The following is a 14,953-nucleotide window of genomic DNA, read 5'->3' as shown; positions in this document are numbered from 1 at the left end:
GCCGCCGGGGAGCATCCTCGTCCCCGGGAGGCACAGTACCGGGTGCCCGTGTACGGACGGTTGTGGTCAGGCGTCGGGCGAGCGCAGCACCCGCAGGTGGCCGCGGCGGCCGACCTCCGTCGGATCCGCCTGGCTGCCGCCGTCCTGGCGGCGCGCGGGCGGGCGGGCCGCCTCGCGGACGGCGTTGGCCAGTGCCTCCAGGTCGTCGCCGCTGGGCCGGATCGGTCCGGAGTCGACGGTGAGGCGGACCACGTCCCAGCCGCGCGGCGCGGTGAGCCGCTCGGAGTGCTCGGCGCACAGGTCGTAGCAGTGCGGTTCGGCGTAGGTGGCGAGCGGACCGAGGACGGCGGTCGAGTCCGCGTAGACGTACGTCAGCGTCGCAACGGCGGGACGACCGCACGCGGTGCGCGAACATCGACGGACAGGGCTCACGACGATGGACGGTACCGCACTCGTGACCGGGCCGCGACGACCATCCCCGTGTGTCGCCCGGAATGTGCCACGAACATGTCCCGAAGACGCCCCCGGCGGCGTCCCCGGATGGCCTGGATCGGGGGCAAACCTTCAGTAGTGTTGCCCGGGTGGACAGACCAGCCGCCTCCGACAGCCGCCCGCGCCGACGGGACCGACACGGTCGCGGGCTGCGCGGCCCGCTCGCGCCCCCGCAGGTGCCGATCGCGCTGAGCAGATCGGAGATCTTCGACGACTACGTGCGCGAGTCGGTGGAGCGGTTGGAGCGGCGCTGGCCGCAGCTGGGCGAGGTGGAGTTCGCCGTCCAGGACGTGCCCGGGCCGCTTCCGGGCGAGCCGGAGCAGGAGCCCGAGGACGCCCGGGCGGACGACGTGCCGCTGGCGCGGCTGCTGCCCGCCCCGAAGGGCGGCGCGCCGCGGATCGTGGTCTACCGGCGGCCGGTGGAGAGCCGGGCCAAGGGACGGGACGAGCGCGCCGCGCTGGTCCACGAGATCGTGGTGGAGCAGGTCGCCGAGTTCCTGGGGGTCGAGCCGGAGGCGGTGGACCCCCGCTTCGGCGAGGACGACTGACGGCGGCTGGGCCGGTCGGGCGCCCCGGCCCTGACCGGCCCGGCCGGTCAGGGCAGCAGGACCGAGCCGTCCTGGACGACGTGCGGGATCTCCACCGTGCTGTGGTCGTCCGAGAGCTGCTGGAGGGTGAAGCCGGGCACCGAACCGCTCTTCCGGCTGATCATGCGTGCCGCGTAGACCGGCCCGCCGGACGCGGGTTCGACGGTGACCGCGAACGTCCCGCCGCCGGACGGCGCCTTGGGCGTCACCGCGACCGTCGTACCGGCCGGGATGGTCACCTGCTGCACGACCGGGGTGGAGCCGCTGCCGCCGACCGAGCTGACCTTGACCGTGGAGGCCGCGCCGGTGGCGGTGAGCAGCAGCGTGGAATCCCCGGCGGAGAGGCCCGCCGCGGTGGCGCGCTCCCCGATGGGGCCCGTCCCGGTCAGGTAGCCGGTGTCGGTCGAGGTGCCGCTGCCGCGCACCACCTCGATGCCGGCGACGACCGGCGCGGGCGCCTGGCCGGTGTCGGAGGCGGGTGACAGCCGCAGCGCGGCCGGTTGGCCCCGGGTGATGGCGCCGAGGTCCACGGAGGTCACCGTGCCCGCCTTGACCTGGACGGTCTCGTGCCCGGCCGGGGTGATCCAGCCGCTCTGCGAGGCGAGCTGGACGTTCAGGTCGGCGTCGCTGGTGCCCGGGTCGGCGACCACCAGGGTGGCGTCGCTGAGGTCGCCGGGCAGCCCGGAGATGATCTGGGTGGTGCCGAGGGTGGTGGCCGGGATCCAGTCGGCGCCCTTGCTGCCGCTGTCGGCGTGCAGCGCGGCGGCGATCCGGCCGGTGTGCACGACCACGTGCACGGCCAGCGCGGTGTTGGTGTTGAAGGGGCTGAGCAGGCTCGACAGCGACAGCGACAGGCTGCCGTCGGCGGGGATGTCCAGGTTGGACGCCTGGGCGTCCTCGACCTCGCCGGAGACGTTGAAGATGTGGATGTCGGCGTCGGAGGCGGTGGACTCGGTGTTGGTCAGCTCGATGACGTCGTTGCTGCCCTTGTTCGAGTCGGCTCCGGCGAACCAGAAGTCGGTGCCGGGGGCGGTGCAGGCCGTCCCGGAGAGGATCGCGCCGGTGGTCGTGGTCTGCTGCACGGTGAAGCCGGGGGCCGTGGCCCCGGTGGCGGCGGCGAGCAGCGCGGGCGCCTTGTCCCCGGCGGCGGCCTTGGCGGTGGTGGAGCCGCCGACGGAGGTCTGCGTGACCACGGTCTGCGCCGGGGCCGCGGGGGCGGAGGCGGACGCCGAGGGGGCGCCGCCGGTCGCCGGGGCCGCGGCGAGCGCCTGCAGCGAGGCGCTGCCGCTGGTCGAGGCGGAGCTGGCCGACCCCGGGGCGGCGAGGCTGTAGACCGTGCCGCCGCTGCCCTGGAGCGGCGGCGGGCAGACCAGGCTGGTGTTCTGCACCGCGGTCCGCACGGTGGTGCCGGAGACGGCCGCCTGACCCGTCGGCGGATGGACCTCGGCGATGCCCACGGCCAGCGCGAGCACACCGACGGCTCCGAGCAGGGACTGCGTGGTACGGCTGATCATCTCGGCTCAGTTCCCGGTTCCGTCGTGGTGGGTGCCGTGCGTGTCGTTGCCCTGGAGCCACGGGTCGTCGGGCGGGAGGGAGCCGTAGGCGCCGGTGTCGTGCTGCGGCACGGCCTGGCCGGGCACGGGCGCGCCGCCGGGCCAGTCGTAGCCCTGCTGCGGCGGGTAGCCGGGGTCGGCCGGCCGGCCCGGCTCGGCCGGGTAGCCCTCGCCGTAGTACGGCTGCTCCTGGTAGGGCTGCGGCTGCTCGGGGTACGGCTGCTCCGGGTAGTACGGCTGCTGGTAGCCCGGCTCGACCGGGTACGCCTGCTCGTACGACTGCTGCTCGTACTCCTGTTGCTCGTAGGGCTGGGCCGGCGCCTGGTACTGGTCCCAGCCGTAGGGCTGGGCGGCGGGCTGCTGCGGGTAGCCCTGCTGCTCCCAGCTCTGCTGGCTCGGGACGAAGGCCGGGGCAGGTTCGGCGGCGGGCCCGGTGGCCGGAGCGTCGGCATCGGGGGCCGGGCCGGGGTCGGCGGCGGCGGCGGGGTCGAACGGCTGGAAGGGGTCCTGGCCGGGCGCGGCCTCACCGCCCGGGGCCACGGGGTCGCCAGGGGCCAGGGGGTCGCCCGGCGCCTGCGGGCCGTCCGGTGCCTCCGCCGCGAGCCGGCGGGCCCGGCGCGAGCCCGGCGCCGGTACGTCGGCGGCTGCGGCCAGCGCCTCCGGGCTCTCGCCGTCCTCGGGCTGGTCGTCGTCGCGCCGGTCGCGCCGTCCCGGGAGCGCCAGCACCAGCACCACCAGCGCCAGGAAGCACTGCCCGGCGATCCAGCCGACGTGGCCGGTGCTCTCGCTGTAGGAGACCGCCAGCCTGCCGCCGTTGGCCGGGAGCTGGAAGCCCTGCGCCCAGCCGTCGACCGGGGCGGTCGGGGTGAGCGCCGTGCCGTCGAGGGTGGCGTGCCAGCCGGGGTCGGCCGAGTCGGCGAGCCGCAGCACCCGGCCGGAGGAGCCGGAGGGGATGGTGGCGTGCACGTCCACCGCGCCGGACGGCACGTTGACGTCCGCGCTGCCGGGGGCCTGGATGGCGGCCCGGGCGACGTTCTGGGTGAGCCGCCAGATGCTGCCGCTCTGCTGCTCGTTCAGCCGGGTGAGGCCGGGGGTGCCGTCGAGGGCGTCGCTGACCTGGGTGCTGACCGGCGCGAGCACCTGGATGTACTGCACGGCGTAGTCGGCCAGCTGGGAGGCGGGGTCGCCGCCCGCGCCCGCGACCAGGTTGCCGATCAGCGCACCCAGGTCGGCGGAGGGCTTGGTGGCGTCGGTGGCCTCGGCGCTGCCGACGGTCGGGCCCGCGCCGCGCACCAGGGCGTACGAGACCACGCCGCCGTTGTCGCCGGTGCGCAGCACCAGGGTGCGCACCTGTTCGACGCTGTCCGCCTGTTGGGCGATGAAGGCGGGCACCAGTTGGCCGTTGCCGCGCGCCAGCGGGCCGTCCGCGCCGCGGACCACCCACCAGCCGGCTGCGGCGACCGGGGCGAGCCCGGCGGTGAGCAGGACGACCGCCGCGACCGGCTGCCGCCAGCCGAAGTCGATTCCGGCGACCCGGGCCCGGGCGCCGTCCGCGCCGATGGCGGCGGCGGAGAGCAGCGCGATCCCGGCGATCAGCGTCGCCGGTCCGGCCCAGACCGACACCGGGGCCTGGCCCGGTCCGGGGACGACCTTGGCGGTGCCGGTGAGGACGGTGCCGAGCAGACCGACGCAGGCCCCGCCCCAGGCGGCGACGACGGCCCGGCGGCGGTCGGCGCGCAGCAGCGCGGCCAGGGCCGCCAGCACGATGCCGACGACCAGGACGCCGGGGACCGCGCCGCTGCCGCCGGGGCTGAGCAGCAGCAGGTTGGTCGGCGTCGCGGTGGGGCCGACCGCGCCGGGGATGCCGGCCTCCAGCAGCAGTCGGCCGGGGTGCGCGAACAGGCCGAGCGACCAGGGCGCGAGCACCAGCAGCGGGGTTCCGGCGATGACCAGGCAGCGCAGGCCCAGGCTGCGCAGCGCGCTGACGCCGCTGCCGAAGGCGCCGCCGCGCAGGAGGGCGGCGATCAGCGCGCCGAGCATCAGCAGCAGGCCGAGCACCCAGGCGAGCGGTACGAAGGCGGTGGTGAGGGTGAGCAGCAGGGCGGCCACCCAGGCGCTGCGCCAGCCGGGGCGTCCGCCGCGGGCCGCGGTCTCGCGGCGGATGCCGAGGCCGACGGCGATGGCGGCGGCGCGGGCCAGCGGCGGCAGCAGCACGGCCAGGATGGCGGTGCCGATGCGGCCCTGGGCGAGGGCGCCGGTGGCGGCGGGCAGCAGGGCGTATCCGGCGCTGGCCCAGGCGCGGACGAAGCGGGAGGCGATCAGCGGCCGGGAGACCAGGTAGGCGGAGACCCCGGCCAGCGGGACGGCCAGGATCAGCACCAGGCCCACGGCCAGGCTGGGGTTGCCGAAGGTGAGGGTGGCCAGTGCGGCGAGCACGCCCAGGTAGGGGGGCGCGCCGCCGGCCGAGCCGACGCCGTTGGCCTGCCAGGTCGCGGCGTACTGCTGCCACAGGTCGCCGGCGCCGCCGGGGGTGGGCAGCAGCGCGCCGCCGTACAGGGCGCCGGTGCCGATGAGGTTGCGGCAGGCGACCAGTGTGATCAGCAGCAGTCCGGCGAAGAGCACCGGGGCGGGTTTGCGGGCGATCCGCTTGAGCCGGGCGAACTGCTCGATCTCCAGGAACTCGGCGTCGTCGTCGACCGGTCCGGACTCGACCGAGCCGTGTCGGCTGGACATGGCCTCGTTGCCGGTGCGCCCGGCGAATTCGGCCACCAGGTTCTCCACGGCGGCGCGGGTGGTGGCGCCGGGCGCGGGGAACAGGCTGCGGTCGTCGATGGCGTCGGGGCTGCGGGTGCGCCGGCGGCGGCCGCGTGCGGCGACGACGGCGCCGAAGCGCAGCAGCACGTGGGCCAGGCCGGCGAGTTCGTCCACGGCCTGGCCGGGGGTCTTGCCGAGGAGGTAGCCGAGCGCCCGGAGCAGGGTGCTGAGGGTGATCCGCAGCAGCAGGTAGGGCAGCAGCAGGCCGCGGGAGTTGGCGAGCAGGGTGAAGACCGCGCCGGCCTTGTCGATGCGGTGCGGGTGGCCCGGGCGGGCGCAGTCGATGGGGCGGCGTTCGCGGCTGGCGGCCTCGGCGTGGCGCATGGCGGCGTCGGGGGCGACGACGGTGCGGTGCCCGGCGGCGGCGACGCGCCAGCACAGGTCGACGTCGTCGCGCATCAGCGGCAGGGCCTTGTCGAAGCCGCCGAGCTGCTCGAAGACGTCGCGGCGGATCAGCATCCCGGCGGTGGAGACGGAGAGCACCGGGCGGACCTGGTCGCGCTGGCCCTGGTCCTGTTCGCGGCGGTCCAGGCCGGTCCAGCGGCGGCCGCTGCGGGCGATGCTGACGCCGACCTCCAGCAGCTGCCTGCGGTCGTACCAGCTGCGGAGCTTGGGGCCGACGACGGCGGCGGTGGGGGTGGTCTCGGCGACCTGGAGCAGCTTGCGCAGCGCGTCGGGCGCGGGCTCGCAGTCGTCGTGGAGCAGCCACAGCCATTCGACGGGCTCGGTGGAGCCCCCGGCGAGGAGCTGGTCGGCGGCGAGTTCGTCGTGGTGGCCGAGCGGGTCGCCGAACTGGTCGCCGCCGCCGTCCTCGACCGGGTCGTAGCCGACGGCGCCGATGGCGTAGGGGAGGTCCTCGGGGCGCAGCGGGCTGCTGCCGCGCACGGTCTCGTTGACGGCGGTGCCGAAGCCGGTGCGGCGGCCGTACTGGCGGACGGCGTCGGGGCCGAGGGCGTCGGCGAGCAGCTGCGGGGTGCGGTCGGTGGAGCCGGTGTCGGCGGCGAGGATCCGCTGGACGGGGCGGTCCTGGGCGAAGAGGCCGTTCAGGGCCTGCGGCAGCCAGCGGGCTCCGTCGTGGGCGACCAGGACGGCGGTGACCAGGTGCCGGGGGTACGCGGGCGGGCGTCCCGACGTGGGGTGGCCGTAGGGAGTCGCTGTGGCAGTCATCGCGGTGGCTGGCCCCGGTTCGCTGGATGGCAGGGTGTGCGCGTTCCCGGGGCGGGGCCTGGTGGTGCCGGCTTCCGGTCCGGTGGTGCGCGGGTCGCCGGGGCGCCTGTGGGGACGCGCCCGGTTGGAGCGCACCACACTAACGGGTGTTTCCGGGGAGGTAGGGAACCGGTGGCGGGTCACCGGTCGCGCAGCGGCCGCCGGGGGCACGCGGAGGCGGACACGGCACCGCCCCGACCAGGGGGAACCGGTCGGGGCGGCGGGGACTGCGGTCGGCGGGCGGTCAGACGACGGCCTTCTTGAGGCGGCGGCGCTCGCGCTCGGAGAGGCCGCCCCAGATGCCGAAGCGCTCGTCGTTGGCCAGGGCGTACTCCAGGCACTCGGAGCGGACCTCGCAGGCAAGGCAGACCTTCTTGGCCTCGCGGGTGGAGCCGCCCTTCTCGGGGAAGAAGGACTCGGGGTCGGTCTGGGCGCAGAGGGCGCGCTCCTGCCAGCCGAGCTCTTCCTCGCCGGTTTCGTCATCGGCGATCATCAACTCAAAGAGCTCGCTCATCAGCGCGTCTCCTACCCCTCTTAGCGTGCGTCCCCGTGGCGGCCGTTGTCGAAGTGACGAAACGACACGAGTGAAATTACAAGTGCGCCACTCTGGCCCAGTCAAGCTGTGCTCTGGTATTGGGCCCGGGATTCACTCCCTGGAACCAAGCGGCCACGATAAGTGTGCATAACCGGACAAACCAGAAATCCGCACTTCAGCCCCGCCTCGACGCACTCCCGCCGCTGCGGCCGGAGCCGCGGCGGTCGGCCGCGAGCGCCGGACGCCCTGCACCGGACGCCCGTGTACAGGGACGGGATTCCGGGGGTGGCCGGTTGCGGAACCGTCACGGACGCGCCGTGAACAGGTGTGCGCACAGGGGCGCAGCATGTTGGAACGCCTTGTTCCCGGGGGTCCGGGAGGCCAAACCAAAACTGGGGCATATCGCCCGATCAGGTGATTTGGGGCGCAGCGCCCCGGTCCAGGTTGACAAGGGACCGCCGTGCAGGATGTGCTATCGGCTATGTCAGAGCACCGCGCAACCACCAGGAGCCTCCACGGCGCGCTCCGTCGTGGCTCCAGCGCGCTCTGTTGTCGTTGCTGTAGCTAGGGCCTGTCCTTCACAGGCCCTCAGGCCGATGCCGCCGCTCATGCGCCGCAGCGCGTGAAGGGACGGCAGGCCGCCCGGGAAGTCTCCGCCACTCCCCCGCACACGGCTTCAGCAAGGACCTCTCACGTGTCTCGCCCCCAGTCCACCCGCGTGTCCTACGACGGCCTGAGCGATGTCAGCATCGCCGGCGACCCGCTGGCCTGGCCGCACCTCGCGCCCGCCCCGCTCACCCGGCCGACCACCGTCGGCGACTTCGCCGCGCTCGCCCGCGCCGTCGCCGCCGACCCGGACCGCTGGCGTCCGCTGGTCCGCTACGACGCACTGACCCGCTGGTACTCCCGGCTGGAGACCGGCCCCGGGTACGAGGTGTGGCTGCTCAGCTGGCTGCCCGGCCAGGGCAGCGGCGGCCACGACCACGGCCGCTCCTCCGGCGTGCTCTCCGTGCTCCAGGGCGAGCTGACCGAGCGCTCGCTGACCGGCGCCGGGCAGACCGTGCGGCGGCTCGGCGAGGGCGCCCAGCGGATGTTCGCGCCCGGCTACCTGCACGAGGTGGTGAACGACTCGCTGGAGCCCGCCGTCAGCGTCCACGTCTACTTCCCTGGGCTCACCGAGATGACGCCGTACGGCTCGGGCTGGTCCCGGCCGCGCGCCGGGGAGCAGCACGCCGCCGCGCCCACGGCCGACAGCCGGACCCTGTAGCCCCTCACGCAGATCCTTACGGAAGTCGTACGGTCGGGCCCGGGCCGGACCTGCAAGGCGCGGGGGCTCCTACCCTCGTAAGGGTGACCCGCATCCTGGTCGTCGACGACGACCCCACCGTCGCCGAGGTCGTGGCCGGCTACCTGCTCCGGGCCGGCTACCTCGTCGAGCGCGCCGAGGACGGCCGCGCCGCGCTGGAGCGCGTCGCCGAGACCCGCCCCGACCTGCTCGTCCTGGACCTGATGCTGCCCGGGATCGACGGCCTGGAGGTCTGTCGGCAGATCCGCGCCGACCGGGCCACCAGGGCCCTGCCCGTCGTGATGCTCACCGCCAAGGGCGACGAGCACGACCGGATCCTCGGCCTGGAACTCGGCGCGGACGACTACGTCACCAAGCCCTTCTCGCCGCGCGAGCTGATGCTGCGGATCCAGTCGGTGCTGCGCCGCAGCGCGAGCCCGCCGCCCCCGCCCTCCCCGGAGCCGCTGCGCGCCGGGGACCTGGTGCTCGACCCTGCGGCCCGGCGCGCCCAACGCGCCGGGCGGGAACTGACGCTGACCCTGCGCGAGTTCGACCTGCTGGCCTTCCTGCTGCAGCACCCGGGCACCGCCTTCGGCCGCGAGGAGCTCATGCGCAACGTCTGGGGCTGGGACTTCGGCGACCTCTCCACGGTCACCGTGCACGTCCGCAGGCTGCGGGAGAAGGTCGAGGACGACCCGGCCGCGCCCCGGCTGATCACCACCGTCTGGGGCGTCGGCTACCGCTTCGACCCGGTCCCGGCCGCAGCGGACACGGCAGACGCGGACCCGGACGGGGCCGGGGCCGGGGCCGGGGCCGAAGACGGGTCCGCAACCGGGGCCGGCTCGGCCGGGGCCGCGCGCGGGGCGGGCGCATGAACGACTACCTGGTGATGGCCGGCTACGCCGCCGCCGGGGCCGGAGTGGCCGGGCTGCTCGGCTGGCCCGCCATCGTGCTGCTGCGCCGCCGCTCGCTGGCCCTGTCGCTGTTCACGGTGGCCCTGGTGACCGCCCTGTCGCTGTCCGCCAGCACCATCGCGGTCGCCCGCGCCATGCTGCTGATGCGCCACGACTACGCCGTGGTCACCATCGTGCTGATCATGGGCTGCCTGGTGTCGCTGGCGGTCGCCGCGCTGCTCAGCCGTCAGGTGGTGGTCGGCAGCCGGGCGCTGACCCGGGCCGCGCGGACGGTGGGCAGCGACGACGGCTTCACCGCCCCGGCCGGGCCGCTCAGCTCGGAACTGGCCGCGCTCAGCTCCGAACTGGCCGCCACCAGCGCCCGTCTGGCCCGCTCCCGGGAGCGCGAGCGCGCCCTGGAGTCCTCCCGGCGGGAGCTGATCGCCTGGATCTCGCACGACCTGCGCACCCCGCTGGCCGGACTGCGGGCGATGGCGGAGGCGCTGGAGGACGGGGTCGCCGACGACCCGCAGCGCTACCACGCCCGGATGCGCACCGAGGTGGACCGGCTCACCGGCATGGTCGACGACCTGTTCGAGCTGTCCCGCATCCAGGCCGGGGCGCTCACCCTGACCCTGTCCCGGGTCTCCGTCTACGACCTGGTCGGCGACGCCATAGCCGGGGCCTACCCGCTGGCCCGGGAGCGCGGGGTGCGCCTGGTCGGCGACCGGGTCGCGCCCGCGCCGGTGGAGGTGGACAGCCGGGAGATCACCCGGGTGCTGGGCAATCTGCTGATCAACGCCATCCGCTCGACCCCGGCCGACGGCACGGTCGCCGTCGCAGCCCGGCGGGAGCAGCAGGAGGTGGTGGTGTCGGTCACCGACGGCTGCGGCGGCATCGACGAGCAGGACCTCGCCCGGGTCTTCGAGACCGGCTGGCGCGGCGGCAGCGCCCGGACCCCGCGCAGCGTCCCCACCGCGCCGTCCGGGGCGGTGCAGCACCACGGCGACACCGGTGCGGGGCTCGGGCTGGCCATCGTGCGCGGCATCGTGGAGGCGCACGCCGGGCGGGCGACCGTCCGCAACGTGCACGGCGGCTGCTGCTTCGAGATCGCGCTGCCGGCGGCCAGCCCCACCGCCCCGGCCCCGGCCTGACACCGGCGGCCCGGCCTGAGGCAGGCGGATCCGGCGGCCGCGCAGGCCGGAGCCCCCGTCCGGGAGCGCACCTGCGAGGATGGTCGGCATGCGCATTGTGGTTCTGGCCGGAGGAATCGGCGGCGCGCGCTTTCTGCGCGGCCTCAAGGAAGCAGTCGGGCCCCAGGCCGACATCACCGTCATCGGCAACACCGGGGACGACATCCACCTGTTCGGGCTGAAGGTCTGCCCGGACCTGGACACCGTGATGTACACCCTGGGCGGCGGCATCCACGAGGAGCAGGGCTGGGGCAGGGCCGACGAGTCCTTCGCCGTCAAGGACGAGCTGAAGGCGTACGGCGTCGGCCCGGAGTGGTTCGGGCTGGGCGACAAGGACTTCGCCACGCACATCGTGCGGACCCAGATGCTGGGCGCGGGCTACCCGTTGAGCGCCGTCACCGAGGCGCTGTGCGCCCGCTGGCAGCCGGGGGTCCGGCTGATCCCGATGTCCGACGACCGGGTGGAGACGCACGTCCTGATCGAGCAGGACGGGGCGAAGAAGGCGGTGCACTTCCAGGAGTTCTGGGTGAAGCTGCACGCCACCGTCCCGGCCGAGGCGATCATCCCGGTCGGCGCGGAGAGCGCCAGGCCCGCGCCGGGCGTGCTGGAGGCCATCGCCGAGGCCGACGTCATCCTCTTCCCGCCGTCCAACCCGGTGGTCAGCGTGGGCACGATCCTGGCCGTGCCCGGCATCCGCGCGGCCGTGGCCGCGGCCGCCGCGCCGGTCGTCGGCCTGTCGCCGATCATCGGCGCGGCGCCGGTCCGGGGCATGGCCGACAAGGTCCTGGCCGCCGTCGGCGTGGAGACCTCGGCCGCCGCGGTCGCCCGGCACTACGGCAGCAGGGCCGCGGCGCCCGGCGACGCGAGCGGGGGCGGCGGCCAGGGGGCCGGGCTCCTGGACGGGTGGCTGGTGGACGAGGCGGACGCGGACGCCGTCGCCGAGGTGGAGGCGGCCGGGATCCCCTGCCGGGCCGTGCCGTTGTGGATGACCGACGTGGAACGGACCGCCGCCATGGCGCGCGCCGCGCTGGAGCTGGCCGAGGCGGTGCGCCGGGCATGAGCGGCTTCGAGGTACGCGGGGTCTCCGGCATCCCCGAGGTGGCCGCCGGGGACGACCTGGCCGGGCTGCTGCTGGCCGCGATCGACGGCGGCGGCCTGGACGCCGGGCTCCGGGACGGCGACATCCTGCTGGTCACCTCCAAGATCGTGAGCAAGGCCGAGGGTCGGCTGGTCCGGGCGGACGACCGGGAGGCGGCGATCGACGCCGAGACGGTGCGCGTGGTCGCCCGGCGCGGGCGGACCAGGATCGTCGAGAACCGGCAGGGCCTGGTCATGGCCGCCGCCGGGGTGGACGCCTCCAACACCCCGTCAGGGACGGTGCTGCTGCTGCCCGAGGACCCGGACGCCTCCGCCCGCGCGCTGCGCAAGCGGCTGCACGAGCTGACCGGCACCCGGATCGCCGTGGTCGTCACCGACACCTTCGGGCGGCCCTGGCGCAACGGCCTGACCGACGTCGCCATCGGCGCGGCCGGGCTGGACGTGCTGGAGGACCACCGGGGCCGCAGCGACTCGCACGGCAACGAGCTGGCGCTGACCGTCACCGCCACCGCCGACGAACTCGCCTCCGCCGCCGACCTGGTGAAGGGCAAGACCTCCGGCCGCCCGGTCGCGGTGGTGCGGGGGCTGGGCCGGCTGGTGACCGAGGACGACGGCCCCGGTGTACGGCCGCTGATCCGCTCGGCGGCCGAGGACATGTTCCGACTGGGCACCTCGGAGGCGGTCCGCGAGGCCGTCACCGGGCGGCGCACCGTGCGCCGGTTCACCGACGAGCCGGTGGACCCGGGCGCGGTCCGGCGCGCGGTCGCGGCGGCGGTCACCGCGCCCGCGCCGCACCACACCACCCCGTGGCGGTTCGTGCTGCTGGAGTCGCCCGAGGCCCGGACGGCGCTGCTGGACGCCATGCTGGCTGCCTGGAACCGGGACCTGCGGGAGCTGGACGGCTGGAGCGAGGAGCGCGTGGCCACCCGGGTGCGCCGGGGCGATGTGCTGCGCAACGCGCCGTACCTGGTCGTGCCGTGCCTGGTCATGGACGGCGCGCACGCCTACCCGGACGACCGCAGGGCCGCCGCCGAGCGGGAGATGTTCGTGGTGGCGCTGGGCGCGGCGGTGGAGAACCTGCTGGTCACCCTGGCCGGCGAGGGGCTGGGCTCGGCCTGGGTGTCGTCCACCATGTTCTGCCGGGACACCGTCCGCGAGGTGCTGGACCTGCCCCCGGGCTGGGATCCGATGGGCGCGGTCGCGGTCGGCCGCCCGGCCGCCCCGGCCCCCGAGCGTCCCGCACGGGACGCGGACGCCTTCGTCGAGGTCCGGTAGCGGCCGGTCTGTCAGCGGCCGGGCCCGGCGGCCGCCCCGATCCGGCGGCAGGCTACATCCGGCGGAAGTCGTGGGGCGCGTAGCGGGGCGCGTGGCGCGGGGCGCGCACCGCGATCAGCCGGATCAGTCGGCAGACCCGGTGCCGGTGCCCCGCGTAGGGCCGCAGCAGGTCCAGCATGCCCGCGTCGTCGGTGCGTTCACGGCCCGCCAGCGCCCAGCCGACGGTGTTGGGCAGGTGCAGGTCGCCGACGGTCACCGCGTCGGCGTCCCCGTTGCAGCGCTGGACGGTCTCGGCGACCGTCCACACCCCGATCCCGGGGACGCTGCGCAGCAGCGCGGACGCCTCGGCGGGCGGCAGCACCGAGGCGCGCTCCAGCCGCGCGGCCAGCCGGGCGGCGCGCACGGCGGTGGCCGAGCGCTGGCCGTCCACCCCGGCCCGGTGCCAGGACCAGGACGGCACCAGGGCCCAGTCGCGGGCGGCCGGGGCCACCCGCAGCCCGTCCGGTACCGGCCCGGGGGCGGAGCCGGGGGGCGGCAGCGGCGCCGGGCCGCCGTGCTGGCGCAGCAGGTACTGCCAGGCCCGGTGCGCCTCGCCGACGGTGACCCGCTGCCCCAGCACCGCCGGCACCAGGGACTCCATGACCAGCCCGGTCCGGCCGATCCGCAGCTGCGGATGGCGGCGGTGGGCGTCGCGCAGCACCGGGTGCGCCGACGGGTCGAAGCCGGAGGGGTCGTCGTCGGCGCCGAGCAGCGCCGGGAGCCGGTCCAGCAGCCAGTCCGCGCCGGGGCCCCAGGCGTGCGCCCGGACCACGCCGTCGGCGGGCGCGGGGGCGATCCGCAGCGTCCCCGGACCGGCCGGGGTGCGCGACACCCGCCACACCGCGCCGTCGGCGGCGGTCTGGAAGGCCGGGTCGCCGTAGCCGAAGCGCAGCACCTCCAGCGCGGCCAGCAGCCCGCGCCGGTCCGCCTCCCAGCCGGGACGCCAGTCCCGGGCGGCCGCTCGGCGGACCTCCGGGGCGGCCGTCCCCGACACCTCGTACGCCACCGGCGTTCCCATCTCCACCCCGGCAACAGTACGCTCGCGCCCACGCGACCCTGCTGCGCCGTACAGGTGCGCGATCACGTCCGACCCAAGGCATAGGCTGGACCCCACCATGAGCCAGACACCCCTCAGCGGCGCAGCGACCCCCGCCGATCTGCTGCGCTCCGCCCTTGCGACCGATCCGGCCCGACCACTGGTCACCTACTACGACGACGCCACCGGCGAGAGAGTCGAACTCTCCGTCAAGACCTTCGACAACTGGGTGGCGAAGACCGCCAACCTGCTGCAGGACGACCTGGCCGCCGCCCCCGACGACCGGGTGGCGCTGCTGCTGCCCGCGCACTGGCAGACCGCCATCTGGCTGTTCGCCTGCTGGTCGGTGGGGCTGACGGTGTGTCCCGGGGGCGAGCCCGCCGAGGCCGCGCTGGTGGTGAGCGGCCCGGACACGCTGGCCGCCGCGCTGGCCTGCCCGGGCGAGCGGGTGGCGCTGGCGCTGCGCCCGCTGGGCGGGCGGTTCCCGGAGCTGCCGGCCGGTTTCGTGGACTACGCCGCGGAGGTCCCGGCGCAGGGTGACCGTTTCGTCCCGTATGCCCCGGTGGACGCGGACCGTCCGGCGCTGGTGGTGGACGGCGAGGAGCTGACCGGCGGGCGGACCGTGACGCTGGCCGGGGACCACGCCGAGAGCCTGGGCCTGAAGCCCGGGGACCGGGTGCTGAGCACGCTGTCGTTCGACGACTGGGCCGGGCTGGGCGGGGGCCTGCTGGCACCGCTGGCGGCCGGGGCCTCGGTGGTGCTCTGCCGCAACAGCGGGCAGCTGGCTCCCGAGGCCATGGAGCAGCGGATCGCCTCCGAGCGGGTGACCCACCGCGTCGGCTGACCGCCGCCGCCGACCGCCGCCGCCTTTCGTGCCGCGCCCCTGCGCGCCCCCCGCCGGTATGACCGGGGGCGCACGGGGGCGCGCGGCGTGATCGCCTTCACGC

At 75.7% G+C, this 14,953-nt stretch carries 12 protein-coding genes; 7 read left to right on the top strand and 5 right to left on the bottom strand.

Features of this window, described 5'->3' with window-relative positions:
• Positions 1–66 precede the first annotated feature (66 nt).
• Entirely contained in the window at positions 67–438 is a 372-nt protein-coding gene (locus tag GXW83_RS05590) for a DUF3499 domain-containing protein (RefSeq protein WP_182447106.1), read from the bottom strand.
• Between the two features lie 143 nt (positions 439–581).
• Here GXW83_RS05590 and GXW83_RS05585 point away from each other — a divergent pair, with 143 nt between their 5' ends.
• Positions 582–1,040: a metallopeptidase family protein gene (locus GXW83_RS05585; protein WP_225446772.1), complete on the top strand. Its 459-nt coding sequence runs from the start codon at positions 582–584 to the stop codon at positions 1,038–1,040.
• 47 nt (positions 1,041–1,087) lie between these two features.
• Here GXW83_RS05585 and GXW83_RS05580 read toward each other — a convergent pair whose 3' ends face one another.
• The 3 genes from GXW83_RS05580 to GXW83_RS05570 all read right to left on the bottom strand — a co-directional run bounded on the left by GXW83_RS05580 (position 1,088) and on the right by GXW83_RS05570 (position 7,166).
• Positions 1,088–2,593 (bottom strand): DUF5719 family protein, encoded by a 1,506-nt coding sequence (locus GXW83_RS05580; protein ID WP_182441788.1) that lies wholly within the window; start codon positions 2,591–2,593, stop codon positions 1,088–1,090.
• 6 nt (positions 2,594–2,599) lie between these two features.
• Complete coding sequence (locus GXW83_RS05575; RefSeq protein ID WP_182441787.1) at positions 2,600–6,613, bottom strand: glycosyltransferase family 2 protein; 4,014 nt, start codon at positions 6,611–6,613, stop codon at positions 2,600–2,602.
• Between the two features lie 283 nt (positions 6,614–6,896).
• The gene (locus GXW83_RS05570) at positions 6,897–7,166 is read right to left on the bottom strand and encodes a WhiB family transcriptional regulator (protein WP_182441786.1); all 270 of its coding nucleotides are present in this window, start codon (positions 7,164–7,166) and stop codon (positions 6,897–6,899) included.
• A gap of 715 nt (positions 7,167–7,881) precedes the next feature.
• Between GXW83_RS05570 and GXW83_RS05565 the strand changes: the two genes are divergently transcribed.
• The 5 genes from GXW83_RS05565 (at position 7,882) to GXW83_RS05545 (ending at position 12,931) form a co-directional block, all read left to right on the top strand.
• Positions 7,882–8,454 carry a cysteine dioxygenase family protein gene (locus GXW83_RS05565; protein ID WP_225446771.1) on the top strand — a complete coding sequence of 191 codons (573 nt, stop codon included), beginning with the start codon at positions 7,882–7,884 and terminating at the stop codon, positions 8,452–8,454.
• Positions 8,455–8,546: 92 nt separating this feature from the next.
• Positions 8,547–9,347, top strand: a complete 801-nt coding sequence (locus GXW83_RS05560) for a response regulator transcription factor (protein WP_182447103.1) — start codon at positions 8,547–8,549, stop codon at positions 9,345–9,347.
• Positions 9,344–10,519 (top strand): cell wall metabolism sensor histidine kinase WalK, encoded by a 1,176-nt coding sequence (locus tag GXW83_RS05555; protein ID WP_182441785.1) that lies wholly within the window; start codon positions 9,344–9,346, stop codon positions 10,517–10,519. The genes GXW83_RS05560 and GXW83_RS05555 overlap by 4 nt, the downstream gene beginning before the upstream one ends.
• 88 nt (positions 10,520–10,607) lie before the next feature.
• A complete protein-coding gene (gene cofD / locus GXW83_RS05550; protein WP_182441784.1) occupies positions 10,608–11,618 on the top strand; it encodes a 2-phospho-L-lactate transferase in 1,011 nt (336 codons plus the stop codon).
• Complete coding sequence (locus GXW83_RS05545; protein WP_182441783.1) at positions 11,615–12,931, top strand: coenzyme F420-0:L-glutamate ligase; 1,317 nt, start codon at positions 11,615–11,617, stop codon at positions 12,929–12,931. The genes cofD and GXW83_RS05545 overlap by 4 nt, the downstream gene beginning before the upstream one ends.
• Positions 12,932–12,983: 52 nt before the next feature.
• Here the strand turns inward: GXW83_RS05545 and GXW83_RS05540 are convergent, their stop codons facing one another.
• Entirely contained in the window at positions 12,984–13,988 is a 1,005-nt protein-coding gene (locus GXW83_RS05540; protein ID WP_225447439.1) for a DNA-3-methyladenine glycosylase, read from the bottom strand.
• A 97-nt stretch (positions 13,989–14,085) separates the two neighbouring features.
• On the opposite strand from GXW83_RS05540, the gene GXW83_RS05535 reads away from it, so the two are divergent.
• Positions 14,086–14,850, top strand: coding sequence for a TIGR03089 family protein (locus GXW83_RS05535; RefSeq protein ID WP_182441782.1), 765 nt, complete (start codon positions 14,086–14,088; stop codon positions 14,848–14,850).
• Positions 14,851–14,953 lie beyond the last annotated feature (103 nt).

This window comes from Streptacidiphilus sp. PB12-B1b, assembly GCF_014084125.1.
GTDB lineage: Bacteria > Actinomycetota > Actinomycetes > Streptomycetales > Streptomycetaceae > Streptacidiphilus.
Note: the sequence above shows the minus strand (reverse complement) of the source record. Positions and strands in the feature narration are given on the sequence as shown.

Excerpts from the sequence above, each read along its gene's own strand:
- GXW83_RS05580 (WP_182441788.1), bottom strand. The coding sequence starts at position 2,593 with ATGATCAGCCGTACCACGCAGTCCCTGCTCGGAGCCGTCGGTGTGCTC.
- GXW83_RS05575 (WP_182441787.1), bottom strand. The coding sequence starts at position 6,613 with ATGACTGCCACAGCGACTCCCTACGGCCACCCCACGTCGGGACGCCCG.
- GXW83_RS05570 (WP_182441786.1), bottom strand. The coding sequence starts at position 7,166 with ATGAGCGAGCTCTTTGAGTTGATGATCGCCGATGACGAAACCGGCGAG.
- GXW83_RS05555 (WP_182441785.1), top strand. The coding sequence starts at position 9,344 with ATGAACGACTACCTGGTGATGGCCGGCTACGCCGCCGCCGGGGCCGGA.
- cofD (WP_182441784.1), top strand. The coding sequence starts at position 10,608 with ATGCGCATTGTGGTTCTGGCCGGAGGAATCGGCGGCGCGCGCTTTCTG.
- GXW83_RS05545 (WP_182441783.1), top strand. The coding sequence starts at position 11,615 with ATGAGCGGCTTCGAGGTACGCGGGGTCTCCGGCATCCCCGAGGTGGCC.
- GXW83_RS05540 (WP_225447439.1), bottom strand. The coding sequence starts at position 13,988 with ATGGGAACGCCGGTGGCGTACGAGGTGTCGGGGACGGCCGCCCCGGAG.
- GXW83_RS05535 (WP_182441782.1), top strand. The coding sequence starts at position 14,086 with ATGAGCCAGACACCCCTCAGCGGCGCAGCGACCCCCGCCGATCTGCTG.